Raw genomic sequence first — 26148 nt, 5'->3', positions numbered from 1 at the left:
GACGTGCTCACGGTGATTGAGATTCGTTCACTATCTGGAACTGGACGAACAGCGCACGCGCCGAGTCGGATGGTCCGCGCCGGAAAAGACGCACGCCCGTTCTTCAGGTCGTGCTCAGGAGAGATGCCTCGTGCCGCCGTCATCCGGGAAAAGTTTGACGACTGTCAAAGACGGCGCTCCGCGCGGGGCGCATGGTGCCGACGCCTGCGCGCCTGCTCGGGGGCGAGAGCCGTTCTGTGGGCTCGATCAACTCTAATGGCAAGGAGGACTTCAGTGAAAATCGAAGAAATCATGACAAGCACGTTCGCGACGGTGCGCTCCAACCTCACGATCCAGGAGGCGGCGCGCAAGATGCGCGACCGCAACATCGATTGCCTGGTCGTGGTCGAAGGGGGCGAACCGATCGGAATCGTCACGGATCGCGACCTCTGCTGCCGCGCCGTAGCAGACAGGATCGACCCCAGCCGGGCGACGGTCCGCGATTTCATGACCGCGAAAGTGGCCTTCTGCTTCGGCGATCAGGACATCGTGGACGGCGCGCACCTCATGGAGAAACAGCATATTCGTCGCCTGGCGGTGCTCGACCGCGAGAACCGCATGCTCGGCCTCGTTTCCGTCGACGACATCGCTCGTTGTTCGTACTTCCTGGCGGGCCAGATCCTCGAGCGCTCGGCCGTAACCGCGCACTAGCGGTCATCGTCTGCCGCGTCGTTCTTCGATCCGTGGAGCCAGGCGAAGTGCGGGAACCGAACGCGGAATAGCCTGCCTCCGGTTCCAGCACGCTAGGCCGCCTCGGCCTTCTCGACCCTGAGCACGGTCCCATCGACGCCCACGCAGCGCACGGCCGTCCCGGCCGGGAGGTCGGGGCCGGTGACGAGCCAGGTGGTGTCGTCGACGATCGCCTTGCCCTGCCCGTTCACGATCGGCTGCTCGAGCCTGAAGACGCGCGAGATGTACTGCTCGGCGCGGCGATTGAGCGTCGGGTGATCCGTGGGGGTCGGGTGGCGTTTGAGCCAGGCGCGCCAGGCGAGGATGCTCCCCACCGAGATCGCGGCGAAGATCAGCAGCTGGATTTCGACGCGCAGGTCCGGGGCGACGAAGAGCACGAGGCCGATCGCGCCGGCGGCGACGCCGAGCCAGAGCATGAAGGTGCCGGGAACGACGATCTCGAGCGTGACGAAGATCGCGGCCAGCACCCACCAGTGCCAGAAGAGGACGGGTTTCATCGCCGTCCCCTCAGCCCGCGCGGCCGGGCGCGACGCGCGCCGGGGTCGCGGCGGCGGAGGCCGCGGCGGTCTTCACGAGCTCCTGGATGCCGCCGATGGCGCCCATGACGCCGGTGGCGTCGAGCGGCAGGAACACGATCTTCTCGTTCTTCGCCTCACCGATGGCGCGCAGGGCCTCGACGTACTTGATGCCGAGAAAGTAGTTGATCGCCTGCGGCGTGCCGGAGGAGATCGCGTCGGAGACGACGCGCGTCGCCTCGGCCTCGGCGATGGCGAGGCGCTCCCGCGCCTCGGCGTCGCGCTGCGCCGCCACCAGGCGCCCTTCGGCCGCGAGGATCATCGCGGTCTTCTCGCCGTCGGCCTTCTTGATCGCGGCCTCCTTCTCGCCCTCGGCCTCGAGGATGACCGCGCGCTTCTCGCGCTCGGCCTTCATCTGCCGCCCCATCGCCTCGATCAGGTCCTTGGGCGGCGAGATGTCCTTGATCTCGATGCGCGTGACCTTCACGCCCCACTGGCGCGTGGCCTCGTCGATGACGTGCAGCAGCGCGACGTTGATCTTGTCGCGGTTGGACAGCACCTCGTCGAGGTCCATGGACCCGATGACGGTGCGCAGGTTGGTCATGGCGAGGTTGTGGATCGCGAGCTCGACCCCGTGCACCTCGTAGGCCGCGCGCGAGGCGTCGAGCACCTGGAAGAACACGACGCCATCCGCGCGGACCATGGCGTTGTCCTTGGTGATGACCTCCTGGGACTGGATGTCGAGGACGCGCTCCATCATGTTCATCTTGGAGCCGATGCGGTCGACGACCGGGACGATGATGTGCAATCCGGGCTCGAGCGTGCGGATGTACTTCCCGAAGCGCTCGACGGTGTAGTTCCAGCCCTGGGACACGGTGGTGACGCCGCCGAAGACGAAGACGACGGCAAAGAGCACGATGGCGATCGCGAAGATGGTGAAGATGTCGAAGTCGGGTACCGGGTACACGGTTTTTCCTCCCCGTCGGTTTCGTTTGTTTTCGGTTATGTGAGCGCGGGGGCCGGTCCGCTTCCGGACTTTGCGAAGCCGCGCAACGCCTTGAAAGATAGTCCGAAGATCCGCGCAAAGCCACTCGGCGGCCGGGGGCGTTGCTGCGCTGGCGCCACCCTCTCCCGAGGCGCTGTTCCGATCGAGAAAGCCGGGGGTGGAAGGCGGGCCCTTCGCCCGAACCCATCCGCGCCTGCCGCGTCGAACAGGTATCCAACCGGGCCGGACGAGCCGGAGGCTCGCGGCCCTCGCGCAAGGAGGCGTTCATGTCGAAGACGGTGATCGGAGTGTTCGAGACGTTCGAGGACGCGCGGGCGGCGCGCGAGGCGCTGGAAATGAGCGGGCAGCGCTACGACCGCGCCGTGGTGCAGCGCGGCGACGAGTTCGTGTCGCGAATGGAATCGACGGCGCCGACTGCCGAGGGCGAGGACCTGCGCCGCGGCATCCAGCAGTTTCTCGAGGAGCTCGGCATGAAGTCGCCCGGGGAGCAGCGGCCGATCGCGTCGGAGGACGGCGTCCTCGTCGTCGTCACGCCGGACGCGCGCGCCGAGGCGATCGCGGCGTTCATGGACGAGCATGGCGCGGTGGACATCGACGAGCGCCGGGGCCGCGCGACGAACATCGGCAAGGAGCCGCGCGGCGCGACCGGCTTCGAAGCCCAGGTCGGCGGACGGACACCGCCGGGAATGGAGGAAGGCGAACCGGGCTGGACCGGGTCGACCGACACCGGCCATTCGAACCCGGCGGAGCGCAAACGCTCGGAAGCGGAGCACGAGTCGCGGCGGACCTGCGCGCGGATATTCAACTGCTAGTAGCGGCGGGTGGCCGCGAGTTTTGGGCGGAATTGCCTTCTGCCCTCACCCCATCCCCTTTTCTGCTTCGCTTCGTGCTTTGCAGAAAAGCCCAGGGCAGCCGTCCTGGCTGCCCGCTCACCGGCCGAACGGTTCACTGAACCGTCCGCACCTCTCCGGTTCGCCCCTCGACGGGAGAGGGAGATACCCGGTGTGCGTGACCGTCAGGCCTGGCGGGCGTCCAGCTCGTGCTGGTTGTCACCGGTTTCGAGCACCAGCAGGAACTCGAGCGTCTTGCGGTCGAGGTGGGCGAACATGAGCGCCACGCCCTGCCCGGTGACGCGCGTGACGAAGGCCTGCGTGTGATAGCAGCGCGCGCCGATGTAGATGAGGGCCGAGACCAGGTCGTTCGCCTGCAGGTGCTCGGCGTTCATCGTGACGAACATGCCGCCGAGACCGATGTCGGTCGTGCGGCCGAGCGCCGCCGGAAGATCGGGCGGGATGACGTTCACCTGGAACTCGGCCGGCCGGCGCGGAAACCAGCGGTGCTCGATGGCGTCGCCGTTCTTCTGGAAGCGGACGACGTTGCCGGGGGTCGTGCGGCGGGATGTTTTCATGCGATCTCCCATGCCTCTTATTAGAGTTCATCGGCCGCCCGCGTTTTTCTGTACTCGCGCAACGGCCACGCGCATACCTTAACGCCGCCCCGCGCGATCGCCGCTTCCCCCGGTCCGCGAAGTCGCGCCTCGCATCGGAGGCGACGCCATCCGTCGGGCGGACCTTCGCGTTCCTTGAATTACGGCCGGAGAAGATCCGCGCGCAGCGCCCGAACGAGCGCGTGCGGAAGCGGCGCCACGCGGCACCGACAGCTCTCGTGATCGACGCCGGCCGAAAACGGCGCGCCGTGCAGCGCACCCGCCCGCATCGTTGCCGTCAGCTCGAAGCGCAGGAAGTGCACCGGGCCATCGTCCGATCCCGCGGCGCCGAGGTCCTCGTCCGCAACCGCATACGCCCTGCCTCGATTCCCGACGGCGACCCAGACGCGCCCGGCGATGCCCCGGTGGACCCACCAGGCGTGGTCGCACTCGATCAGGAGCGTCGCCTTCCAGTTGCGGCCGTCGGGGATGAGCGGGTTGTAGGTCGAGAGCTGCTCCTCGAGACCCTCCGGCGCGGTGATGCGCTCGACGCGCACCATCTCCTGGATCTGGTACTGGACGGTCAGGCGATCTTCGAACTGGAGGACGAGGCAGGGGCCGAGCTGGAGGCGCCGGTGCCGCTTGTGCGCCATCGCCCGGGCCCGCCACCCGGCGCGCAACTGGGCGTAGCGCTCAGGACTGTAGAGGTCCTGCGACGTGAGCTTTTGCATGGTCGTCGCTCCACTTCTTTTGACCGAAAGTGGAGGACGACCGTTGCGACCACCGTGCGCGGGCTCCGGGTCCCGATGCTGCAACAAGGGAAATTCGCCCCGGGCCGCGCGCGTGAGTGCCGATCGCAACGCCCGGCGCCCGGTCCCGCCGCCTCAACGCGCCTTTTCGGCGTTACCGGGGCTGTTCCCCCTTCGCACCTTCACCGCCGCCTCGAACTCGGAACGCGAGAGCTTGCCGTCGTCGTCCTCGTCGGCGTCGGAAAACAGGAGGCCCGTGACCAGCTTGGCCTCGTCGCGATCGACGTACCCGCTGTTGTCCGCGTCGATCTGCGTGAACGAAGGCGCCGTCTGGGCGCCGATCGGTGCCCGCTCGATTTCGACCTCGTAACCGCCGACCGCCGGGTCGGGCCGGTCGCCCTGAGCCTGGGCGGCGAACGGCACGGCTGCCGAGAGGGCGAGGACGAACGAGAAATGCCGCATCGATTTCATAGGTTCCTCCTTGAACGATTGCGCATGCCGACGGCGGATGAACGGATCGACGTCCGGGTTTTGGAGGCCATGGAGTCTACGCCCGCGGTTCGCGGCGCTTCAGTCGGGCGGGCCCTTAGTGACAAGGCTCTAGGATGCGGGGTGTTGCCTCAAAGCACGGGACGCATCGACCGTCACACCCGTCGCGGAACGCAGGAACAGGATGGCAATCCCGAGGCCGACGACGACGTCCGGCCAGACGGAACGGCTCGCGTAAACCAGGGCGGCGGCGACGATGACGGCGACGTTGGCGAGAATGTCGTTGCGCGAGCAGAGCCAGACGGAGCGCATGTTCAGGTCGTCCGACCGGTGGCGCCAGAGCAGGCCGAGGCAGAGCGCGTTCGCGAGCAGCGCGACGAGGCCGACGATCCCCATCGTTTCGTAATGCGGAACCCCTCCCGAGACGGCCTTGTAGGTCGCATCGACGAGCACGAAGAGGCCGAACGCCCACATGAGGACGCCCTTGAACAAGGCCGCCCTCGCCTTCCAGAGCAGGCCGCGACCGACCGCGTAGAGCGTCACCCCGTAGGCGAGCGCGTCGCCCAGCATGTCCAGCGAATCGGCGAGCAGCGCGCTCGATCCTGCGATGAGGCCGGCGGAGAGCTCCACCACGAACATGCCCGCGTTGACGGCCAGGACCGCTTTCAGGGTTCGCTTCTGACGGCGCTCGAGTGCATCGAGTGCGCAGCACTCGGCAGCGCAAGGGTCGCTCATCGTGTCCGCCCTGAAGTGGTCGATCGGGCACGATACTGCCCAAGCGGTCCCGGCGCCGCAAGCCAGGCGTCCTGCGAGGTGTTATTCGATAGACAGGTATTCCGGCCTAGCGGGACGCCCGCCCGATCTCAGCCGCGCAGGGCGGGGCCGAGCATCTCGTGGACGTCGTGGGCCATGATGGCGAGGAAGCCGGCGAGCGCGAGGTAGAAGAACCCGTACTGCAGGCGCGTCTCGAGGGGCACGTCGTAGTACCGCGCGTTCTCGGGCGTGTCCGGGTCGTGCTTGATGGCCTTCCACACCTGCGGGGCCGCGAGGATCGCCACGAGGATGAGCAGCGGGCTCGGTCGGTAGAAAAAGAGCGCGACGAGGATCGGCACGCCCAGCAGCCAGACGCGCGGCGAGATGATCGCCGTGATGCGTCCGCCGTCGAACGGGGACAGCGGAATGAGGTTGAAGAGATTGATGAAGAACCCCGCGTAGGCGAGCGCGAGCAGCAGGGAGCTGTCCAGGTCGCGCGCGAGAAAGTAGCAGCCGAGCGCCCCGAGCGTGCCGGCGAGCGGGCCGGCGATGCCGACGTAGGCCTCGGTCTCGACGTCGTGCGGAAGCTGCTTGAGCTCGATCCACGCGCCCACGAACGGAATGAACGTGGGCGCGCCCACCTCGAGCCGGCGCCGGCGGGCGGCGACGTAGTGGCCCATCTCGTGCACGAAGATGAGCAGCACGAAGCCGACCGCGTACCACCAGCCGAAGATGAGCGCGTAGGCGAACACGGACAGCACCATGGTGCCGCCCGTGGTCAGGACCTTGCCGAGCTTGAGCGCGCTCAGCAGGAACAGCAGGGTCTTCACGCCGCAGGCGTCAGGCGGCGATGTCACCCTCTTTGCGGCGCTTGAACACCTTCGTCAGGACGCCGCCGCCGGCGAACAGGGCGATCGCGATCAGCTTCCAGAACTTCGCGAGGAACACGCCGAGCGCGGCGAAGAGGCCGAGCTTCTTCGCGGCGACGCCGCCGACCAGCGCGGCGAGCCCGTAGGTCGCGACCTTGTCGGTCGACGCGTCGAAGTCGGCGTAGCGCTTGCCGTCGTTGAAGTCGAGGTTCGCGAGCAGCGTCCGCGCCGCGGCCTTGTACTGGCCGATCAGCTTGCGGTCGGTGACGAGGTTCATGCTGATGTAGCCGTGGCGGCCGAGCGCGTAGGTGTTGTAGTTGATGCCCTGGTCGGCCGTGTCCGGCTGGCCCTTGTCCTTCGCGGCGATCGACCAGACGAGCTGGTGGGAGGCCGCGTCGTAGTGGGGCTTTTCCACCCAGCCGACCACCTCGACCGCCGAGATGCCGCGCGCCGCGCGCTCCTTGTTCGCCTCTTCGGTCCCCGCCTTGAGCGAGGCGAGGAGCTCGTCCGCGTCCCAGTCCTTCGCGTCGTCGTCCTTGATGTAGCCCGCGGGATCGAACCGGATCACCACGAACCAGTTTTCGTCGCTGGCCGGAAAGACGAGCCCGAGCAGATCGTCCCCGGTGCGGTTGCCCATCGCGTGCATCAGCTTGCCCGACTCCCTGGGCGGCACGTAGACGAATCCTTTGGGCAGCTCGAGCATCGCCTGGTCGCCCAGCTTGACCTCGCCCGGGCCGTGCTGCGCGACGGCGTTCGCCGCCGCGAAGGCCGCCTCCATCTCGGTCTGGGGCTTGGCAGGCGCCTCGTTCTTGGCCGCCTGCGCGGCGCCGGCCGCCGTCAGCGAAGCCAGACAGACGCCGAGAATGAGGGAACGCGCGTTACGCATGGAAGAGCCTCCCGCTTTTGTCGTTGATCCAAATGCCCGCCCCCAGCTGGGGAAGGCAACGCGGGATGGCCCGCCTTTGGAGTATAGACACGAGGCCGCCGGGCGGACGGGACAAAGGCCGAGTGCAGTGGTCAGGACGAGAACGTCTGCAATCTCGTCACGAAGAGCGCGAAGAATCTCCGAAACCGATCGAAAGGAGCCGGCTTGCCCCGCCCGCGGGCACGAAGGCAGGCAGCCGACTTCCTGTCCAACTAATACACATACGCCCCCGCCCACCCCACCCACGTGCCCAGCGCCGCGCGGATGTCGACGATCGCGGGATCGGCAAGGCCGAGGAGCGCGTCGGTCGCCTTGAGCACGTCGGCGATCGCTCTGGCCGGGTCGAAGTTCTGGAGCGCGCGCTCGAGGTCGGCGGCGGCGAGCTCGAGGGCGTGGCGGTCCGGGTGGTTGGCGCCGATGAGGGCGTCGAGACGCGCCTTGATGCTGCCCAGGGTCTCGGGCTGGACGGCCTCGAGGGGGTAGACCGCGCTCGCGACGAGGCCGACCGTGGGGGCGGTGACCGTGGCGGTGAGGCTCGCGGGGCCGGGGAGATTCGCCAGGCGCACCCAGAGGTCGAGGGTCTTCGTCTCGCCGACGGCGAGGGCGACGTCGATGACGACGGTGGCGTCGTCGACGAGGCTCCCTTCGCGCAGGTCGACGAAGGCGAGGTTGGCGGCCTGTAGCGTCACGCTCGCGACGGTGGCGATGCCCTGGTTCGTCAGGGTGATCCGGATCGGCACGACCGCGCCGACCGTGTAGGCCGGCTCGCCCGGGCTCACCCAGGCGAGGGCCTTGAGGATCGTCGCGGCGGCGAGGCTCGCGTCCCCGTCGCGGGTCGCGAGGGCGAGGAGGTCGACGCCGACGAAGGCGGCGCGCCCGCGCCCGTAGCCGTTCAACGTCGCGGCGTCGAGGTAGGCGTCGGGGGCGCCTTCGCACTCGTCGACGGGCCGGGCGGCGGGGATGCCGTTGTCGTAGAGCGGCGCCTGGTCGCGGCAGTCGTTGGGATCGTTCTTGTCGTGGCTCGGGCCGCTCGTGAGGTAGCTCGCGAAGCGGTCGGCGGTGAGGCGCTTGATGCGCAGCGCCTTGTCGAGGGGATAGAGGCCGATGCCGCCGGCGAGCGCGAGCGGGCTTGGCTCGTGCTCGGCGGTGACGGCGTGGCTCACGTTGCCGATGAGCTTCACGCCGGCGGCGTCGAGGAGCTTGTGGTGGCGCGCGTCGTGGTTGCCGGCGAGGAGCAGGCCCTCGCCGCGGAAGGCGGCCTCGCGCAGCTCCTTCTGCACGTCGACGGGGAGCTTCTCCTGCTCGTCGAAGAGCGCGTAGGTGCGGTAGCCCCCGGTGCGCAGCTCGCGGGTGAAGGCTTCGGCCGTGTCGGTGATCGTGTAGGACCAGCCGGCGGCGGTCAGCAGGCGCTCGAGGAAGCGGCGCTGGGCGAGGAGCCCGGGCGAGTCTTGCGGCCCGTGCGGGTCGTCGTCGCGGTAGGCGTTGTCGGTCGCGGGCACGGCCGTCAGCGCCGTGACGGCGAAGGCGCCGTAGAGGTCGCCGACCTGCATGGTCTGGGAGCAGTCGGTGTGGATGAGCCCGCTCGAGACGATCAGGGGGCTGCCGTCGGTGACGACGAGGTCGAGGCGGTAGCCCGCCCCGAGGGGCGTGCCCGGGGCGAGCGGATCCACCCGCAGGACGGCGGACTGGGCGGTGAGCTCGGCGAACACCAGGTTCGCGCCGGTGCCGCCGGGGGCGGTATCGACCTCGCCCGCGAAGGAGGCGAGCGCGGCGGTCTCGGTGTCGACGAGCACGCCCGTGCCGTCGTAGAGGCGCGCTTCGAGGGCGGCCGCGGGGCTCAAGCCTACGAAGCTCGTCGCGAGCGAGAGGCTCGTGACGCTCGAGCAGGGCTCGGCGTTCGGGCCCGAGCCGCCGTTGTCGAGCAGCACGAGGAGGCGGCCGCGGGGGCCGAGGGCCAGGGCGGCGTCGATGCGAATGGGGGGTGGGACGACCTGGAAGCCGCCGAAGGCGAGCGTCCTCTCCTCCCCGTTCAGCTCGGCCTTGATCACGCAGCTGTAGCCGCCGAGACCGAGCGCGTTCGAGTCGATGTTGCGGAAGTAGCTGTACACCAGCCCGCCGGCCGGGAGGTTCACCGTTTCGGTGGCTTCGTCCACGAGCGCGCCGCTGCCCATGTCGATCAGCTGATGGATCAGCTTGACGTTCGCGAGGTCCGTCGCGGAGACGTTCTTGGCGGTCTCGGTGCAGGCGTTGGCATCGCCGAGGTACACGGACGGCGTCTGCACGCTGACCGTCCCGCTGATCGCCTGGAGCTCGCGCCGCACCACCTGGAACGAGGTGGTGCTGGTGCTCAACAGCGTGCGCGTGAACAGGTCCTTGAGCTTGAGCTCGACCGGATAGGTGCCGCTCTGTGCGTCGGCGAGCGTCATCGGGAACGGCAGGTCGCGCAGCGCGCCGGGCATGAGCTCGCCCAAATCGCGCGTATCGAAATAAAGCACCTGCCCGGCGGGCGAGCGAACGGTGATTTCGACGCGCGAGGGCGCGAGCACGGCGTTGGGCGCCACATTCTGCACGCGGCCCTCGATCTGCACGGTGTCCCACGCGTCGTAAGACGGCTTGTCGGTGGCGACGCCCGTCGCGACCGTCACCGCGGGCGCGCCGATGTTGAACGGCGCGCGGCTCTCGGACAGGAAGCGTCCCTGGGTGTCGTAGAGCCGTCCGTAGACCTCGTAGGCACCGGCGAGCGTGCTGCCCGTGTTCCACTCGCCGGGATACGCGACCTGCGCGCCGGCAGCGAGATCGCTGACCGGAATCGACGGAAGCAGCGCCAAATCGACCTCGCTCCCCGGGGCGCGTATGGACAGGCGCACGTCGCCGGAGGCGATCGTCGGTCCGGTATTGGACACCACGGCGCCGATCGAGACCGACTCGTTCGGCTGGTAGTTCTGGCGGTCGGTCGACACGGCGAGCGCCATGTCGGCCGCCGCCCGCACCGTCGGGACCTCCAGCGCGATCTGCAGCTTTTCCGCCGTGAACGAGTTGTCGAACTCGAGATAGGCCGCCGTGGCGACGGGTCGGGTTTCGTTCAGCTGCATGTCGAGCAGCGTCAGATCGAACTCGACATTGCGCCCGGCGCTCGTCACGCCGAGCAGCGTCCAGATGTACTCCACATCCACGCCGGGGATCACCGTGGTCGGCGCGATCGAGGGATTGGCGAGCTGCACGTTCGCCGGCAGCTTCACGTGCAGGTCGACGTCGATGCCGCCGAGGCGCTCGAGCGCCTTCGGCAGGTAGGCCATGACGAAGCTGGTGGACGCGAGGCGCGTGGTCAGGCCGTTGTTGGCGTTGTTCCAGGATCCGTCGCCGGCCTGCGTGTTGAGCAGATACTGTATGGTCCGGCGCACGGCGGGATCGTCGGGTGACGGATCGGTGTAGTCGATCGCGATGCCGACCATGGCCGTGATCAGCGGGTCGCTCGCCTGATTGATGGAACGCCCCCAGCCGCCGTCGGCGCGCTGGCGCGAGCGCAGGAGGTTGGCGGCGAACGCGATCGCGGTATCGAGGTCTGCGCGCAACGTGGCGTCGGCGGTGACCGAGCGCGCCTCGGCCATGCCGGCGAGGCGCATCGCCTGGACGGCGTTGTCGCCCGAGTTGTCCCGGTGGTTGCCGAGGAAGTACCTGGCGGCACGGTCGATGTCCGTGCGGAAGGCAGGCAGCAGATCGGTCGGTTGCACACCCGGAACGATCTGATTCAGGCGGTTCGTCGTGCCGTTCGCTACCCAGACGGTCTGGTCGATCGTCAGCAGCGGTCGATAGAGGGCCCCGACGGCGACCCGTTCCACGATGCCCGATTGATCGACACGGGAGAGACCGACGGGCGTGGACTGGCCGCTGTTGCTGTAATCGGCAGTGGATACATACATGTTGCCGTCAGGGGCATCGGCCAACCATAAAGGCGGGAAAGAGAAACCGTCGGTATGAATGGAGACGGTTCCGTCACTCGCGATCCGCAGGATATTGAACGCATCGCGGTTCGCGACGAGGACGCTGCCGTCGGCGCGAGCGAGCAGCCCCGACGGCCGGTTGAACAACCCACTGGTGATCGTACTCACGACCTGCCCGGCCGACGTGAGCCGCAGGATGCGATTGCGCGGGTAATCGGCGACGTACAAGAAACCGTCGGCACCGAACTCGATGTCCCGCAATACCCCGCTTTGACTGTAGATCGTGCTGCGAGAACCGTCGGGCGCGACGCGGATGATCTGCCCCGTGGCCGTCTCGGTGCTGACCAGGAAGCTCTGATCGGGCGCGATCGCCAGGCCGAAGCTCGGGTTGGGAAGGCCGGTCACCACCGTCGTCGTCTGCCCGCTCGCGAAATCGATGCGATTGATCTGGCCGTTCGCTTTCAGGACATAAAGGGCCCCGTCGGCGCCGAGCGCGAGGTCGCGCGGCTCCGTGCCGCCGCCCAGGGTCAGCGATTCACTCAGCGTGTCCTGCCGTACCTGTGAGAGATCGATGGTGTCCGCGCTGCGCACGAGGTCAGCCATGCCGGTAACGGTCAAGGCCGTATGCGAGACGTCCGACACCCACCAGCCGGCGCTCGCATGGTCGTTGCGCCAGAACGTGACGCTTCCGCTGTTGAGGCGGCGATCGTGCAGATGCCGCGCCGCATGATACTTGGCGCGGAACGAGCCGAGCTTGTCCGGCCAGGCGCTGAGCGACCAGAGGCCGAGCGTTGTCTGCGTCTTGGTGTGCTGCGGGTGCGAGATGCGCAGACCGCCGTCGGACTGCTGGCTCCCGGCAATCGCGTTGTAGAGGAAGAGTGCCGCCTGCCTGTCGACGTCCGCCTTGTCGAGCGAGCTGGCAAGCCCGTATACGCTCTGCGTCTGGATATGGCAGCCGAGGCAACGGTTGGTCCGGTGCCAGTTGGTCCCGCCCGGCGCGGTATAGAGACCGCCCCTGCGCACCGCCTCCTTCACGAGCGCGAAGAGCGGGTCGGTGCTCGTTCCGGTGCGGACGTCCACGCCCTGCATGGCGACCCGGCCACGAACCGTCGAGGTGCCTTCGCGCACGATGTTTCGATCGACGGTGAACGATCCGCTCGCCCGGTCGCCGACATAAAGACTCCCGGCAATCTCGCCCGCCACGCCGGCCGCGAGTGAGCGCACGCGCACGTCGAGGTCGCCGGTCGCGGTCGGCACCCAGCCGCCGAAGGCGACCGTCGCGTGCTGCCCGACCTCGATGCCGCCGGCCGTGGTCACCGCACTGTGCACCAGCGTACCGGTATCCGGCTGCGTCACCGTCAGCTCGTAACTGCCTTCCGCGAGCGGCAGGTTACCCCCGTTCTGCACCAGGGCCGTGAAGCTGACCGGGGTCGTTGTCCCGGCCTGCGCGAGCGGCGGATCGATGGCCATCGCACCGGCGATGCGGCTCGATCCCACGATGGCGCCGTAGCCGCCGCCTTCCGCCAGGATCTCGCCGCGCGGGCGCGAGGCGTAGATCGTGCCGGGCTCGACGACCCGAACCAGTACGGTGTACGTGCTGGGTGCGAGCTGCGCGGTGGGCCAGGGCAGGGTCAGCGTCTTCGTCTCCCCGGCGGCGAAACTGAACTCGCTCGCGGGCGTCGTCGTGCCTTCGGCGTACGGCGTGAGGTTCGCGACCGACGTACCCGTGGCGTCGAGCACTTCGCCCGTCACCAGCGCCGCCTTGGGTGCGCTCAGGAGGCTCGCTATCTCGGCGGTGAATAGCAGCGTCTCGTTGGCGCCGGCGCTCGCCGGGTTGGCGCTCACCGACAGCACCTGGAAGCTCGTGGCCGCCAGCGGATGGAGGAGCGGATCCAGGGTGTAATTGCCGTGGCTCGCGAGGGTGATGTTCCCTTGTGCCTGCGCGTAACCGACCGCCGCGACCGACACCGTGAAGCTCAGCGGCTCGATGCCGCTCAGCGTGTAGTTGCCGGTGGCATCGCTGACGGTCGTGAGCGTGGTGCCCTCGATGCTCACGCGCGCGCCCGCAACGGGTGCGCTGCTGGTTGCATCGCGGACCACGCCCTGCAGGTTCGTCGCCGTGGCGCCGCTTCCCGGCGGCGAGAGCGCGAGGCTCACCTGCGCCTCGCCGAACGCGCTCACCTGGATCATCGCCGTGCGCGTCTGGTAGCCGGTCGCCGACGCCGTGAGGCTGAAGCTCGTGAGAGTGATGCCATCGAGCAGGAAGCGACCGTCGATACCGCTCGTCGCCGTCGCACCGGTATCGGTGAGCGTCACCGTCGCGCCCGCAATGGGCGCGCCGCTCACGCCGTCGACCACGGTGCCGTTCAGGGCGAGTGTGGTCGGGGCGCTGGCTGCGCTCGCCGGGTAAAGAGAGAGCGTCCCGAGGTTGCCGAGACTGCCGGCGGGGAAGCTCACTATATAAGTCTGCGCGACGAAGCCGCCCGCAGAGAGCGTGGCGGTGTAGTTACCGCGCGGCACCGAGGCGATCGCGAACTGCCCGTCCGCCCCGCTGGTGGCGGTGAGACCGCCGCCGAGGTCGAATACCGCGCCGGCGATCGGCAGGCCGGTCGTCGCGCTCGCGACCGCTCCCGTGATCGTGGCCGGCTCGGCGTCCTGGAAGCCGCCCGCCCTGACCAGGCCCTGGTTGATAGTGAGCGTCTGCCCGCCGACGATGGTCGCGCTGCCCGTGACGGTGTCGTAGCCGCTCCTGGCGATCGACACGCCATAGTCGCCGGGCGCGAGCGGGCCGAAGCTGAAGCTCCCGTCGGTGCCGCTCACCGCCGTGTACGTCGCCCCGCCGGTCAGCGTCACCGCGGCGCCCGCGAGCGCCGTGAGGTCCTGCGCATCGAAGATACGGCCTGCGGCGAGCCCCGACTGCGTGGCGAGATCGAGCACGAGAGCGCCCGCGAGCGTCACCTGCCCGGCCGCGGCCGTGACCGCACGGCTTGCCGTCGTGTAGCCGCTCTTTCCGGCCGTGACGGTGTAATCGCCGGCCGGCACGTTCGGGATCAGGAAGTAGCCGTCGCCATTGGTAAGAACCGATACGCCGAGGCGCTCGGCGAGCGCGACCTGCGCGGCGGCAATCGGTTCGGTCGAGCCGGCGCGAACAACGTAGCCGCTGATCGCACCCGTGAGCGTCGGGCCTGCGCCGCCCTTACGCGCCTGGTAAGCCTGAATCGCCTGCAACGCGAGCGCGGTTGTGTACGCATCGTCGACCCAGGAGCCGTTGGCGAGCTGCGCCGCTTCGAGACCGGCTACGCTCGTTTCGACGAGCGCGAGATCTGTGGCGTTCGGCACGATCGCGCGCAGGGCGAGCGCCGTCTCGAACGGCTCGCTCCAGGCGCCATCCGTGCCGCGCTGCGCCAGAAGGAAGTTCTGTGCCGCCGTCAGGGAGGCGGAGACACCGAGAAACGCGTTGCGATACGGCCAGAGCGCGCGCATCGCCTGGGCGGTCGTGAACACCGAGGCGGCGTTCCCGCCGTCCGCCCAACCGCCGGCGGCGGACTGCCTGTTCAGCAGATAGCCGACGGCATAACCGACAAAGGTTCCCGAGGTGTAGTTGGCAGCCGCCAGCGCTTCGAGCGCATACCCGGTGTCGAATACCGTGCTGTCATGCCCCGCCCGATCGCCAAAGCCGCCGTCGGCGTTCTGATGCGCAAGCAGTGCAGTGACGAGCGCCGAGACGTCGCCGCCCGCCGCGGCATTCAGCACGATCTTACGGGCGAGGAACTCCGTGTTTTCTTCGGTGTCACCATTAAGGTAGGCGAGCGCGGGTGCGTACGGCGGCTGGCTCTGCTGACCGACGGTTTGGTACGCGCGCAGAACCTCGGCAGTGGACTGGACCGGGGTTGCGAGCGAACCCGGCGTTCCGCCGAAACTGCCGTCCGCATTCTGCTGTGTCGCGAGCCAGCCGATGGCTTCGGGTACACCAGCGAGAGCCGGGGACGGCACGACAAGCCACGCCGCAAGCGCAGCCACACCGAGCCTTCTCACCAATCCTCCCCGTCTCCCCTGTCGCGAGCCCATTCGCCCTGCTCCCCGTTATTCTTATTTCCGTCGACCAGGCCCTTTTTTGCCCGGCTATCTAGATCGTTCTTATCGTTCTAAAAAAGAATCTGTCCCCGTGTGCTGGCGGTCCCCGTTTACTTGCGTTTGCTTTGGCAACGATAGGAACAAAGCGTCGGTTTCCATTTTTTTAGCTATAAAAAGCTCTGCACCATAGCAGTAGCCGTAACGGCGCCGTACAGAAGGACGAATATCCTAGCCATGAATCCGCCCCTTTTTTCTCTTCGTTCTTGCACAGCTCCAAGGATCTACGGGTTCAGGAAAAGAAACACGACCAATTGGTATTCTGCAGCGATACCCATCGCGCACGCGATTAGAAAGAGCAGACCCTTGAGACCCGCCATTCCTTCTTCGTGTGTTTGTGGAATACCTTCACCTTTGAACGCGCTGCTCAAACTAAACAGAAAATCATCTCGATCATCAAAAAGTCGATGAGCTATGTGGAGACACACCGGCACGTTGGCACTGACCAGCCCCACCCATAACCACGGATAAGTAGCCGCATAGACTCCAGCTCCGACCACAATCGAGGTGGTAAGCATCGCGCCGATGAAGATAAAGACGCGTTCACTTGCTCTTGTAAGAACGACGAAAAGCACTATTGCCAGGCTCGCGACTGCAGCCCCGACCCAAGCGAAGCCTTCGCTGTTCGCCGGAGCGATCACACCTCCGATCGCATGGAAAATCCACGACGTTGCGATCACGACCAGCAACATTTTCGCTAGCGCGAACGGAGTCATGGCTTCTAGCTGCGTCGACATCGGCTACGGCGTTTGTGGGCACTCTTCCAGCGCATCGTTCAAGTTCATGAAATGAATCATTGTGAAAAGCACATACATGTACGCGATATACTGGCCCAGCCTCGTTGCGTAGCCCGCACCGGGCGCAGATATACCGGGGATGCGATTGACCCAAGACAAACTATGGATCGCTGATAGAGCGCTTTTGAGCGACGCTGCCTGGGTCTCAGTGAGACATGATCTCGTCAGGTTTCCATGTTCAATTGCCTGAACTTTTGCAACGCGAACCGTTCCTTTAACAAGGCCGTCGATCAGTTTGTCCGTTGCTTGTATCACGGCAGCCGTCAACTCAAGCCTGGGCGGTGTCCTTCGTAGCCTTTCAAACAGCTTGTAAATATCCATTGAGGCGCCGGCCAGGTCCCATGCCCAGTCGCCCCATGGCAAATCGCCGCCATTCAGCCCACCAGTGATCCTGTAGGTACCTCCGCCGCTGACGGGGTCAAAGAGAACATATCCGGCTCCCCCCCATCCGTTAATCGAAATCTGATTGGTGTGCGCAAGCACTTCTTTCCCGGCCGCCAATGCTGATTGAATGTCGCTCATCGAGTACGCATCCAGTGCGAGATTCGGCAGCGTGGAAGCCTGGTTTTGCGGGGTGAGGTAATAGATACGCTGCCCTTGGGCCTGCGCTATGGCTAACGCCTTGGCAGCTGATATTCCTTGCACCACTCGCTCCGGCGTCGAAAGCGCCGTCTCCGGAACTACATGCTCGAGGGCTGACGACAATAGCCCCGTCTGTAACCCAAGACTCAATCTCTTGGAGTTATCGCCATCGGCATGTTGAATGATCCAAGCCAGGTAAACGTTTACGGACATGGTCCCCCGTTCTATTGCGCGCGGAAAACCGAAAAATGTGCGGACGTGTGGTTCGTAGCCTATCGATCCAAATCCCATTGGAAGCCCGTGGCGGGCTCGCTCGGCAACACTAACGAGATGGGACTGAGTGAGATACTGCGCCCAATAACTTAGGCCGGCGGCAAAGAAAAGGTCTCCCAGAAGATTGTCGCCGGATAAGAGCGCGAAGCCGTCCGAGTCTCCTGAGCTTAGGATCGAGCGCGCCTCCGCCAGCTTTTGCTCAACATTTTCCACTTTGAGCCGCGAAATGCTTCCACCAGTGATCGTGATGTTGAGATAGGATCCAGCGATAACAGAGTACTGACGAACCATGGAACCGTTTGTGCCGCGATGCGTCGTGCTGTAGACAAGCGGCACCTCTTCCCCGAGCCGGATAGCGGTACCCTGCACTACCGTCTGACCGTCAACCGCCAATATCGGCTCTACATAAACTAGATACGAAGGAATGGAGGCGGGAAGATCGCTTAACTCCGTGGCATCCTCGGGTATCAGCGACAACAGCGTTTCCTCATCGGCGGTTGTCGCAGGGCGAAAATAGAAAGTTACCTTGTGGTTGTTTACCCGTGCCCAAGGGAAAGTAACGGAATCAACTAGATCCCCCAAGATGTCCACCCCTAGTGCCAGCGTCATCTGGTTTTGCAGCGTTTCTGGCAACGAACCGTACCGGGCACCGATCACCCTAAGGGCATAAGGAAGTGACTGGGTCAGAACCGTTCTTACATCCGTTGTGATCTCGCGCACCCCCATCACCGTACCCACGGTGGCTGTCGGCAGAGTCGTCAAATAACTACCGAGAGCCTGGTCTGCCTGCTCCTGAGTATCGGACAAAGATGCCGGATTCAGTTGTGAGACCCATGCTTCTTCTTCGTTCGTAGTTCCACTAGCCAGAAACGACTCGAACATGTCGGCTGGTTCTATTTCGGCAATCGCAGCGACATCCAAACCATCGGATAACGTCGTGGCCTTGTAGCTCGGATCCAAGGGGACCCAGGTATCAGCCGATCTGTTGACCGCACCACGTGACGGCCGGAAGTCCATGGCTGCCTCGACCCAGATGTGCTCCATTTGCACTTTAGTGATCCGACCCCCGGTCGTTATGCCGGTTATGGGAATGCCACCGCTGGATGCAAAGTTTGCGGCCGCCGTCACATTGCTGAATCCACCGGCCCAACTCCTGAAATTGTCTTCAGGTACTTCGATGGTCCCGTGCACATACCTGGCGGGGATGCCGGACGCGCGAAGGAGTGCGATCGTAAGAGATGCGATGTCCAAGCTATTCCCTCGGCGGCTACCCAGTGTCACCTCCGCATCTTGTGTTGCGCCCCAACTCGGTACCCACTCGACGTTATTGCGCACCCAGTTGTAGATCGCGACGGGGTTGTGCTGCAGCTCCTCCGCCTTGGCCAGGATGGCCGGTGAAAGCACAACTTCTGTCGTCGCAGTGAGGTAGGCCGGGTCACTCGCACCGGCGAGTCGATCAAAAGTGTAAGTGCCGTGGGCGGCGAGTTTGACGTAAGGGTTGCTGTGCAGCCCGGCACGAGTGAATTCCTCGGGTGTCAGCTTGGGCTTGTTGTTCGGGTCGGCCTCGAGACTCTTGTTGGGCATGTCGTTCGGGTCGAACCTGGTCTTTGGACCCCTCTTCTTCTGCTTGGCCTTCAGATGCTCCCTGGCCTTCTGTGCCTTGGGCTTCTTTCCCTCGTCGGTCGGCTCGGCGTCGAGCTCGTCGAGGTTGGCCTTGAGCACGGCCATTTCCTGCTTGTACTGGTTCACCGCTTCGTAGTGGCGGTTCAGGATCACCTCGGGGAGATTTTTCTCTTTCAGGCGCGCCTCTATGGCGGCGAAGTCCGCGAGCGCCTGCGTGTCGAGCGCGTCGAGCTCCTGGCGCGCTGCCTGCAAGGCCTGCTTTTCGGCGCTCGCATCCTCGCCCCGGGCGAGCTTCGCCTCAAGCGTGCCCAGGCGAGCCTCAATCGTCTCGAGGTTCTTGCTCAGCTTCTCTTCGTTGGTCGGCTCGCGAGGCGTTTGCGTCTCGGGTGAGTCCGGAAGATTCGCGGCAAGCGCGAGAGGCTGGAGATAGAGATTGAGGAAAGCGAAGGCGACGGCGAGTGCCGTTGCTCGCAGAAAAAAATGACGACGGCGAAGATTGGTCAGCAACGGAGCCTGCTGGCTCCCTCCCCCGCACGTCCATGCGGATGAGCGCATGGCGGCTTCCTCCCTGTTTTTTTATTGCCCGTGAGCCTACGAGGGCTTTGCGCTTCTTGTCAATTGCATTCGCGCTTATAGGGTCATGAAGTTAGCGACACCATAAACCGCTGTAAGCGCTTTCAACAGCCATTTTATAGATAGGGCTTCGACGATTTTCGAAGAACCAATTAAGGAAAAGCTGTAGTGCACCGAAACGATGCATGGGATCGAGGTCAACCGAGAGTGACACAGCTTCCCGTTCGCGCACGTGGCTTCGGGCCGGCGAGCTCCGCGATTCGTTTCGCCACCTGTTCCGGCGGCATGCCGATTTTGCGGCCGGCGTAGGCCTGCTGCATGTCGGTCGCGACGCGGCCGGGGCAAACGCCGTAGACGCGGATGCCGCGGTCGCGGACTTCCTGGTCGAGCGCCTCGGTGAAGCCGACGACGGCGAATTTGGTTGCCGAGTAGGTCGTGATGCCGGCAAAAGCGGTCAATCCAGCGCCGGAGGCGATGTTGATGATGACGCCGGCGCCCTGCTCGAGCATGTACGGCAAAACGGCGCGCGCCGTGTAGAGCACGCCCTTCACGTTCACGTCGATCTGGCGGGCGATGCTCTCGTAAGCCTCATCGGCGAAGTCGCCGGACCAGGCGACGCCGGCGTTGTTGACGAGCACGTCGACGCGACCGAAACGCTTTCGGGCCTGCTCGACGAAGGACTGGACCTGCTGCGGGTCCCGCACGTCGGCCCGGACGGCGAGGACTTCGAGCGCGTGCTCGGCTGCCCTGAGGCTTTCCGGGTTCGTCCCGCAGATCGCGACGTGCGCGCCCTGCGCGAGAAAGGCCTGCGCCGTGGCGTAGCCGATGCCGCGCGTGCCACCCGTGACGAGTACGGCCTGCGCCGCCATGGGTCACTCCTTATTAGAATCGTATCGCGGTGCGATCGGGCACCGGCGGCGGCACGGCGAACCGGCCTGCTGCCGTCCCAATGGGTCGTCCCGCGGCGTTCGCGATTGCCGATGCTCTGCGCGCTCGGCGGTTCAGCGCGTCGTGGCTTCTCCTTTCTTTTTCATGCCGGCGCCTTTCAGCGCGGCTTCGTACTCGGAGCGCGTGAGCCTGCCGTCCTTGTCGCTGTCGGCGGCAAGAAAATCGACCTCTTCCACGGTCGCCGCTTCGTCCTGCTCCACATAGCCGCTGTTGTTGGCGTCCACCATGCTGAAGGCCGGCATTTCCGGGATGACGCCTTCGGCCGTACCGCCGCTGCCGCGCGTCTCGGTGCCGCCCGGCGGGAGGTTCTGCGGCACGCCCGTCTGCTCCGGGGGCGCCGGGGAGCGAGCCGGATCCTCCGCGGCGAGCGCCGCGAAGGGGGCGGCGGAAAGGGCAAGTATTGCGAGAGCAGGTAGGGCTGGTTTCATGCTGTCCTCCTTGGACGATGGGTCCTGCCTTGGACGATGGATACCCCGGGACGCGCCGCAAGCGCGTGCGGGAGCCGGTCAGTTACCGGCCCCCGAAACCAGTGCCTCGCGGATCTCCTTGAGCTTCGCCTTGATGCGCGCCGCGTTCTCGGGCCCCATGCGGATCATGATCTTCTGTCCGGCCGACAACTCCTCGAGCGCCGGGTCGGCGAACTCGTACATCACCTTCGGCTGCGCGAGCAGGATCGGGCCCTTCGGCTCGGGCGCCGCGAGCAGATCGTCGATGACCTCGACGACCCGGTCGTTGAAGTAGCGGTTGGGCTGGCCGAGGTTCTGGTACTCCTCCTGGAGCAGCGGGTAGAAGTAGACGTAGAGGGCGACGAGACGCTTCGTGTCGACGGCGTCGGCGAGCCGGACGTAAGGCGCGTAGCGCCGGTAATTGTTCGGGGCGATCGTCATGTTCCCGGACTTGCCTGCCGCGAGGAACTTGCCCTCGACGGGCTTGGCGAGGCCGTAGCGTTGCGGGAGCTTCTTCCGGGGGAGGTTGTCGATCGTGACGATGAAGCGACGCACGATCTCCTTCGGGTAGAAGTACTTTTCGAAGACGTCCTTGCCGATGAGGCCGCTCGCCGCTTCGTGCACCGCGCCGTCGCTTTCGGCGAGCGGCGGGAGCGGCTTGGGCCGCTCCGCCGGCTCCGGCCGGGCCTTCTCGATCGGGTGGCGTATCTGCGGCTCGGCGGGGGCCGCCGGCGCCGGTGCGGACGGTTCCGATACCGGGGCCGCCTCCTCCGGCGCGCGCGCGAGCCAGAAGTAAAGACCGCCCGCGATCGCGACCAGCACGACGATCACGGCGGACCACAGCGCCGTCTGCCTGGTGTCGGTGGAGGACCCGTTCATGTCTCGCCGAATGGGATGAGGAAAGCCGATTCTATCCCCTTCGGCACCGCGTCTCATCCCGCCGTTACGACGGCTCGGGCGACATGTCCTTTATGAAAGCGTCGGCTTCGGCGATGGAGCGGTTCATGTCGGCGACGAGGGCGCCGATATCGGCTTCGATCTTCGCGCGCTCGCTCCGCAGCGAGGCGATCGCCCGGGCATTGAGGTTGTGCTTGAGGAACAGCACGCGATCGCGGTACGCCGCCAGCACCGGATCGAGCTTCTTCTCCGCCCGCTGCATCACGGCGATGAGCTTCTGGTAGCGGCCGCGCGTCGTGTCGAGCTGGCGCTGGCTCGCGCGGCGCAGCTCGGGGTTCGTGTACTGCTTGAGCTCCTGCGTCCACTCGGCGAACAGATCGCCGGCGACGCGCTCGACGTCGTCGATCCGCTTGCGCACGGCGTTGGCCCGCTCCTCGCTCTCCTCGTAGGCGCCCTTGAGCGTGTTGTACCGGTCTTCGAGCTCTCCGCCCGAGAAATCGGTCACGGCAATGAACCGGCTCAGCGCGGACTCGAACTGCCGCTTCGCCTCCTGCTGCGCTTCGCGCGCGTCGTCGACCCGGGAAACGAGAATGTCGCGCTTCTCGTAGCCGAGCTTCTCCATCGCGCCGTAGTACACCGACTGACAGCCGGCGGCGAAAACCATCGACGCGAAGACGGCGAGACCGAAGGCGCGCGCACTCTGCGTGGCGTGCGGCGGGCGATCGTCCGGGAGGCGCGGCATGCCGCCGATTCTTGCACGCGCGCGCCGTGCGCCGCCAGCGCGGCGACGGGGGCAATCGATAACGGAGAGTCGGCTACCTGCCGCTGCCGAGAAAGCGACTCGCGAGCTGCGACAGCGTGTTGTCCGCGGAGTCGTTGTCGGGCACCTTGCCGTCGGGCGTGAGCTTGTCGACGAGCTGCGGCAGCAGGCGCGAGAGGCCGCGGGACGCTTCCGGTTCCGACATGCCGGCCTCGTCGGCGATGCGCTGCACGCGATCGTGCCCGAGCACGCCTTCGACCTCGTCCGGCGATATCGGCCGGTTCTCGTCGCTCGATACCCACGAGGCGACGGCGTCGCCCTTCCCCTTCTGATTGAAGAGCTGGAGCAGCCCGCTCAGGCCGCCCACGTCGCGGCTGCTGATGAGCTTCGCCGCGGCCGCCAGCAGGTTGCCGTTCTGTCCCTGGCCGCCGAGCTGACCGGCAAGGCCGCCGCTGATGCTGTCGAAGAGACCCATCGTTCCTCCTTGGGTGAAGCGGTTCTTTCCGTGAATTCCGGCGTGCGATCGCCGTACCCCACTTCTCGAGGAGTCACTTCACATCAGCGCGCCAAGCCGCGCAATCCGGGGCGACCTCGGCGCACAGGCCGGCCACGATTCGACTGACCGCCGCAGGCGCGCGCGGCCGCATCCACGTCAAGCGGCCGCGCGCGGGTAAAGGTCGTCCGGTTCGTCCGCGGGGATCGGCTCGTCGAGGCCGGCGTACCGGGCGACTCCCTCGTTCAGCATGCGGCTTTCGACGATCGCGAGCTCGGCCCTCGCTTTCGTGTCGCCGCTGTTCGCCGCCGCCACCAGATCCCGATACGTCAAACCGTGCCTCCCTGCTGCTTGCGGTGTTGCTGCGCGCTTCGGCGGCGGATCCGCCGGACGGACAAACGCCGACCGGCGGATATTGCCCGCCTGCTAGCGCGTGCTGCCGCCCGACGGCGGGGAACCCGGCTGTCCGGGCTGACTGCTCGATCCGCCGGGTTGGGACGGCTGCTCCTGCCGCGGCGGCTGAGTCGTACGCGGCTGCTCCGGCGTACCCGCCTGGTCGCAAGCGGCCAGACCGCCCGCCAGCGATGCCGCCGCTACCAGCGCTGCCCATGTTCCCTTTCGCATGTAAGCCTCCTTGAGGTTGGTCGTTTGCACCCGGTCACCGGCGATGAGCGGGCCGCAAAGCGGCTGAGCAACCCGTGTGCCAGAACCGAAAAACGCGGCAAACGCGGGCAGAACGGCCCGGTGTGCGAGTCGCGCCACGCGGGCGCCGTCGCTTGTGTGCGACAGCAACCCGGCCGCTCGATGCGTGTCCTTGAGTGGTTTGGCGTTTCTGTGTCTCCGTTTGCCGACAGACGCGGTCCGGGCTCGTTCGTCACCATATATAAGTGCCGGGCAGCCCCGGACACCCGTCCGGGCAGGTCCGCTGTTCGCCGGCCGGAAAATACCGTTGATCGGTTCACGCACTTTCGCAGAAGCCTGTGTCCGCGCGGACTTGCCGCTCGGAATTCGCGCAGGTCCGCACCTCTTCCGCGCCTGATACCGGATTTCCCTGCTACGCCTTAACTCGATGAGCCACCTCGTGGCGCGAGAGCACGCGCCCGGGCACCAGGTGGCGCTTAGGGATAAGCGATCGGGGTCGGGTCAGCTGCAACACCATTAGAGGAGATCACAACGATGAAAAGCCGCCACAAGATTTTCGGTCTGACGCTGCTTGCGGTGGCGCTGGGGTCCAGCGCCGTCTGGGCGACCGGACGCCACGACCACGACCGCGACCATCCCTCGCGGGCCTGGGACAAGAATCCCGTCTTCAAGAAGTTTCACGGGTCCCAGCCGCCTGCCGGCGGCGAAACCGGCGCGCCGGCGTACGACTACCGGAACTACATCGAGGCGAGCACGGTGGCGGCGAAGACCTTCGCGACCACGAGCTACCCCGCTTTCACCGCCGTCTGCGGCGATACCGAGACGCGGCGCTACACCCGGCAGAGCGACGCCGCGGGCACCCGCGTCGCCGAGGTGCGCGAACGCGTTCGGGGAAGCTCGATGTGCCAGCGTGAGCAGCTGCACTATTTGGGAACCGACACGGCCTACCTGTGGGAACGGCTCGATCGCTTCGATCCGAACAGCGGCGGCATCGCCTTCTCCCGGGTGATCGTCAACCCGGTCGCGGCCTACACCGCCAGCATGTCCAACTCCTGGGGCGGCGGCTCGCCGGTCGCCGACGGAAACGGCATGACCGTGGGCCAGCTGCTCGACACGGGGAGCGTGCTCGGCGTCGAAAGCGTGACCGTCCCGCAAGGGACGTACAGCGACTGCCTGAAGATCCAGCACTCGCGGATGAGCAACATGTTCGGCCAGTACTCGGCGGTCTCGTGGGTCTGCCCCGGGATGGGCGAGGTGAAGCGCGTGGAGGCGTCGCCGAACGGGACCAATCCGCGAATGGCGGAGTGGGTGCTGACGCAGGTCGAAGCCACGCCGTAAGCGCCGCTCCTCGGCGCAAGGACCCCGACCAGCCGGCCCGCGGCGGGTCGGGGTTCGCGTCTTAGCAGCACCCTCCCGCGGGCGAACCCGTGGCGTGTCGCGCCCCTTTCGTCTCCGCCGGGGCACGGCGCGATCCCGCCGGGAGGCAAAAGGGTTTCGGCTCGCGGCGCTGCGCGGGCTCGATGCCGATGAAGTCTTTCCTGTAAGGGCCCTCGGTCAGCAGGCGAAAACTGCGTTCGCTCACCGCGATGCGGGCGCCGCGCGGATAGACATGGCCCTGGTCGTCCGCGATCGATGCGTAGGGGCCCCGGTAGATCACCGCGTGCCCGCCGTCGAGCTCCGGCTCCCCGGTTCCCTTCACGGCGGTGAGCGTCACCGAACGAAACTCGACGTTTTCGATCACGCGCCACGGCTTCGCCTCCCACTTGTCGTAGGCGACGGCGAGGAAACCCGCGTCCGCGAACGCCCGCAGGAACGCTTCTTCCTGGAACACGCCGGCGAGGCAGCCGCTCCACAGCTCGGGGTCGCGCTTCAGGCGCTCGGGCACCGGCTCGTCGCTCACCACGTCCGAGATCGCCACGCGGCCGCCCGGCTTGAGCACCCGGTGGATCTCGTGAATCAGCTGGCGCTTGTGCTCGTCGGCGACCAGATTGAGCACGCAGTTCGACACCACCAGATCGACCGATTCGTCCGGAATGAGCGGCGCCTCCCGGCGCTGGCGACGCTGCCAGTCCTGAAGGCCGGCGTACTCCGACGCCGTGCGCACCGGATGGCCCGCGAGGTAGCGCTCCATCGCCTCCACGTCGAGGGCGAGGTCCTCGATCTGGCCCTTCACGAAGCGCACGCGATCGCCCCCCAGCTTGGCCGCCATCGCGGCCTGGTACTTCCGCGCCAGCGCCAGCATGTCGTCGTTCATGTCGATCCCGATCACGAGCCCGCGCGCGCCGGTGACCTGGGCGGCCATGTAGCAGATCTTTCCCGCGCCCGACCCGAGATCGAGCACGACGTCGCCCTCCCGCACGTAGCGCGACGGATCGCCGCAGCCATAGTCCTTGTCGCGAATCTCCTCGGGGATGAGCGCGAGCAGCTCGGTGTCGTAATCGACCGGGCAGCACAGATCCGATTGCCGGGCCTTCGCGCCTTGCGAGTACCGCTCGAGCACTACCGTCTTGACGTCCATCGCCTCTTCCGCTCAAAAGGAGAGGCGCAGAGCCTACACCAGGCGCACCGGCGACTCACGCCA

At 66.4% G+C, this 26148-nt stretch carries 21 protein-coding genes; 3 read left to right on the top strand and 18 right to left on the bottom strand.

Annotated features, from left to right (window positions below; all coding sequences use genetic code 11):
- Nucleotides 1–291: 291 nt before the first annotated feature.
- Nucleotides 292–690, top strand: a complete 399-nt coding sequence (locus tag SVA_RS19700; protein ID WP_169923965.1) for a CBS domain-containing protein — start codon at nucleotides 292–294, stop codon at nucleotides 688–690.
- 92 nt (nucleotides 691–782) lie between these two features.
- Here SVA_RS19700 and SVA_RS04215 read toward each other — a convergent pair whose 3' ends face one another.
- Together SVA_RS04215 and SVA_RS04210 are read right to left on the bottom strand one after the other, a co-directional pair.
- Nucleotides 783–1226 carry an NfeD family protein gene (locus SVA_RS04215; RefSeq protein ID WP_096459253.1) on the bottom strand — a complete coding sequence of 148 codons (444 nt, stop codon included), beginning with the start codon at nucleotides 1224–1226 and terminating at the stop codon, nucleotides 783–785.
- 10 nt (nucleotides 1227–1236) lie between these two features.
- Nucleotides 1237–2211 (bottom strand): SPFH domain-containing protein, encoded by a 975-nt coding sequence (locus SVA_RS04210; protein ID WP_169923964.1) that lies wholly within the window; start codon nucleotides 2209–2211, stop codon nucleotides 1237–1239.
- 305 nt (nucleotides 2212–2516) lie between these two features.
- On the opposite strand from SVA_RS04210, the gene SVA_RS04205 reads away from it, so the two are divergent.
- Nucleotides 2517–3062 (top strand): hypothetical protein, encoded by a 546-nt coding sequence (locus tag SVA_RS04205; protein WP_096459251.1) that lies wholly within the window; start codon nucleotides 2517–2519, stop codon nucleotides 3060–3062.
- Nucleotides 3063–3265: 203 nt separating this feature from the next.
- On the opposite strand, the gene SVA_RS04200 is transcribed toward SVA_RS04205, so the two are convergent.
- The 15 genes from SVA_RS04200 to SVA_RS19695 all read right to left on the bottom strand — a co-directional run bounded on the left by SVA_RS04200 (nucleotide 3266) and on the right by SVA_RS19695 (nucleotide 23258).
- Nucleotides 3266–3658, bottom strand: coding sequence for a hypothetical protein (locus SVA_RS04200; protein WP_096459249.1), 393 nt, complete (start codon nucleotides 3656–3658; stop codon nucleotides 3266–3268).
- 179 nt (nucleotides 3659–3837) lie between these two features.
- Nucleotides 3838–4407, bottom strand: a complete 570-nt coding sequence (locus SVA_RS04195) for a DUF3501 family protein (RefSeq protein WP_096459247.1) — start codon at nucleotides 4405–4407, stop codon at nucleotides 3838–3840.
- 153 nt (nucleotides 4408–4560) lie between these two features.
- Complete coding sequence (locus SVA_RS04190) at nucleotides 4561–4896, bottom strand: EF-hand domain-containing protein (RefSeq protein WP_096459245.1); 336 nt, start codon at nucleotides 4894–4896, stop codon at nucleotides 4561–4563.
- Between the two features lie 129 nt (nucleotides 4897–5025).
- Nucleotides 5026–5649 (bottom strand): cation diffusion facilitator family transporter, encoded by a 624-nt coding sequence (locus SVA_RS04185; RefSeq protein ID WP_096459243.1) that lies wholly within the window; start codon nucleotides 5647–5649, stop codon nucleotides 5026–5028.
- 128 nt (nucleotides 5650–5777) lie between these two features.
- Complete coding sequence (locus SVA_RS04180) at nucleotides 5778–6524, bottom strand: site-2 protease family protein (RefSeq protein WP_197703366.1); 747 nt, start codon at nucleotides 6522–6524, stop codon at nucleotides 5778–5780.
- Nucleotides 6508–7422, bottom strand: a complete 915-nt coding sequence (locus SVA_RS04175; RefSeq protein WP_096459239.1) for a DUF2167 domain-containing protein — start codon at nucleotides 7420–7422, stop codon at nucleotides 6508–6510. The genes SVA_RS04180 and SVA_RS04175 overlap by 17 nt, the downstream gene beginning before the upstream one ends.
- Nucleotides 7423–7673: 251 nt before the next feature.
- Nucleotides 7674–15437, bottom strand: a complete 7764-nt coding sequence (locus SVA_RS04170) for a carboxypeptidase regulatory-like domain-containing protein (RefSeq protein WP_169923963.1) — start codon at nucleotides 15435–15437, stop codon at nucleotides 7674–7676.
- 320 nt (nucleotides 15438–15757) lie between these two features.
- Nucleotides 15758–16270, bottom strand: a complete 513-nt coding sequence (locus tag SVA_RS04165; protein WP_096459235.1) for a hypothetical protein — start codon at nucleotides 16268–16270, stop codon at nucleotides 15758–15760.
- Nucleotides 16271–16273: 3 nt separating this feature from the next.
- Complete coding sequence (locus tag SVA_RS04160) at nucleotides 16274–19315, bottom strand: transglutaminase domain-containing protein (RefSeq protein ID WP_169923962.1); 3042 nt, start codon at nucleotides 19313–19315, stop codon at nucleotides 16274–16276.
- A 263-nt stretch (nucleotides 19316–19578) separates the two neighbouring features.
- A complete protein-coding gene (locus SVA_RS04155) occupies nucleotides 19579–20250 on the bottom strand; it encodes an SDR family oxidoreductase (protein ID WP_096459231.1) in 672 nt (223 codons plus the stop codon).
- 132 nt (nucleotides 20251–20382) lie between these two features.
- Nucleotides 20383–20757, bottom strand: coding sequence for an EF-hand domain-containing protein (locus SVA_RS04150; RefSeq protein ID WP_148665373.1), 375 nt, complete (start codon nucleotides 20755–20757; stop codon nucleotides 20383–20385).
- Nucleotides 20758–20835: 78 nt separating this feature from the next.
- The gene (locus SVA_RS04145; protein ID WP_169923961.1) at nucleotides 20836–21654 is read right to left on the bottom strand and encodes a DUF3014 domain-containing protein; all 819 of its coding nucleotides are present in this window, start codon (nucleotides 21652–21654) and stop codon (nucleotides 20836–20838) included.
- A 64-nt stretch (nucleotides 21655–21718) separates the two neighbouring features.
- Nucleotides 21719–22414 carry a DUF2959 domain-containing protein gene (locus tag SVA_RS04140; RefSeq protein ID WP_096459225.1) on the bottom strand — a complete coding sequence of 232 codons (696 nt, stop codon included), beginning with the start codon at nucleotides 22412–22414 and terminating at the stop codon, nucleotides 21719–21721.
- A gap of 73 nt (nucleotides 22415–22487) precedes the next feature.
- Nucleotides 22488–22907 (bottom strand): YidB family protein, encoded by a 420-nt coding sequence (locus SVA_RS04135; RefSeq protein WP_096459223.1) that lies wholly within the window; start codon nucleotides 22905–22907, stop codon nucleotides 22488–22490.
- Between the two features lie 177 nt (nucleotides 22908–23084).
- Entirely contained in the window at nucleotides 23085–23258 is a 174-nt protein-coding gene (locus SVA_RS19695; RefSeq protein ID WP_169923960.1) for a hypothetical protein, read from the bottom strand.
- 843 nt (nucleotides 23259–24101) lie between these two features.
- Between SVA_RS19695 and SVA_RS04130 the strand changes: the two genes are divergently transcribed.
- Nucleotides 24102–24905: a hypothetical protein gene (locus tag SVA_RS04130; protein WP_096459221.1), complete on the top strand. Its 804-nt coding sequence runs from the start codon at nucleotides 24102–24104 to the stop codon at nucleotides 24903–24905.
- Nucleotides 24906–24966: 61 nt separating this feature from the next.
- On the opposite strand, the gene SVA_RS04125 is transcribed toward SVA_RS04130, so the two are convergent.
- A complete protein-coding gene (locus tag SVA_RS04125) occupies nucleotides 24967–26085 on the bottom strand; it encodes a methyltransferase domain-containing protein (protein ID WP_096459219.1) in 1119 nt (372 codons plus the stop codon).
- Nucleotides 26086–26148 lie beyond the last annotated feature (63 nt).

The organism is Sulfurifustis variabilis (assembly GCF_002355415.1).
Classification (GTDB): Bacteria; Pseudomonadota; Gammaproteobacteria; order Acidiferrobacterales; family Sulfurifustaceae; genus Sulfurifustis; species Sulfurifustis variabilis.
This window is presented reverse-complemented; position numbering and strand designations above follow the sequence as displayed.

Excerpts from the sequence above, each read along its gene's own strand:
- SVA_RS04195 (WP_096459247.1), bottom strand. The coding sequence starts at position 4,407 with ATGCAAAAGCTCACGTCGCAGGACCTCTACAGTCCTGAGCGCTACGCC.
- SVA_RS04185 (WP_096459243.1), bottom strand. The coding sequence starts at position 5,649 with ATGAGCGACCCTTGCGCTGCCGAGTGCTGCGCACTCGATGCACTCGAG.
- SVA_RS04145 (WP_169923961.1), bottom strand. The coding sequence starts at position 21,654 with ATGAACGGGTCCTCCACCGACACCAGGCAGACGGCGCTGTGGTCCGCC.
- SVA_RS04165 (WP_096459235.1), bottom strand. The coding sequence starts at position 16,270 with ATGTCGACGCAGCTAGAAGCCATGACTCCGTTCGCGCTAGCGAAAATG.
- SVA_RS04150 (WP_148665373.1), bottom strand. The coding sequence starts at position 20,757 with ATGAAACCAGCCCTACCTGCTCTCGCAATACTTGCCCTTTCCGCCGCC.
- SVA_RS04135 (WP_096459223.1), bottom strand. The coding sequence starts at position 22,907 with ATGGGTCTCTTCGACAGCATCAGCGGCGGCCTTGCCGGTCAGCTCGGC.
- SVA_RS04175 (WP_096459239.1), bottom strand. The coding sequence starts at position 7,422 with ATGCGTAACGCGCGTTCCCTCATTCTCGGCGTCTGTCTGGCTTCGCTG.
- SVA_RS04125 (WP_096459219.1), bottom strand. The coding sequence starts at position 26,085 with ATGGACGTCAAGACGGTAGTGCTCGAGCGGTACTCGCAAGGCGCGAAG.
- SVA_RS04205 (WP_096459251.1), top strand. The coding sequence starts at position 2,517 with ATGTCGAAGACGGTGATCGGAGTGTTCGAGACGTTCGAGGACGCGCGG.
- SVA_RS04200 (WP_096459249.1), bottom strand. The coding sequence starts at position 3,658 with ATGAAAACATCCCGCCGCACGACCCCCGGCAACGTCGTCCGCTTCCAG.
- SVA_RS04215 (WP_096459253.1), bottom strand. The coding sequence starts at position 1,226 with ATGAAACCCGTCCTCTTCTGGCACTGGTGGGTGCTGGCCGCGATCTTC.
- SVA_RS04140 (WP_096459225.1), bottom strand. The coding sequence starts at position 22,414 with ATGCCGCGCCTCCCGGACGATCGCCCGCCGCACGCCACGCAGAGTGCG.
- SVA_RS04130 (WP_096459221.1), top strand. The coding sequence starts at position 24,102 with ATGAAAAGCCGCCACAAGATTTTCGGTCTGACGCTGCTTGCGGTGGCG.
- SVA_RS04190 (WP_096459245.1), bottom strand. The coding sequence starts at position 4,896 with ATGAAATCGATGCGGCATTTCTCGTTCGTCCTCGCCCTCTCGGCAGCC.
- SVA_RS04155 (WP_096459231.1), bottom strand. The coding sequence starts at position 20,250 with ATGGCGGCGCAGGCCGTACTCGTCACGGGTGGCACGCGCGGCATCGGC.
- SVA_RS19700 (WP_169923965.1), top strand. The coding sequence starts at position 292 with ATGACAAGCACGTTCGCGACGGTGCGCTCCAACCTCACGATCCAGGAG.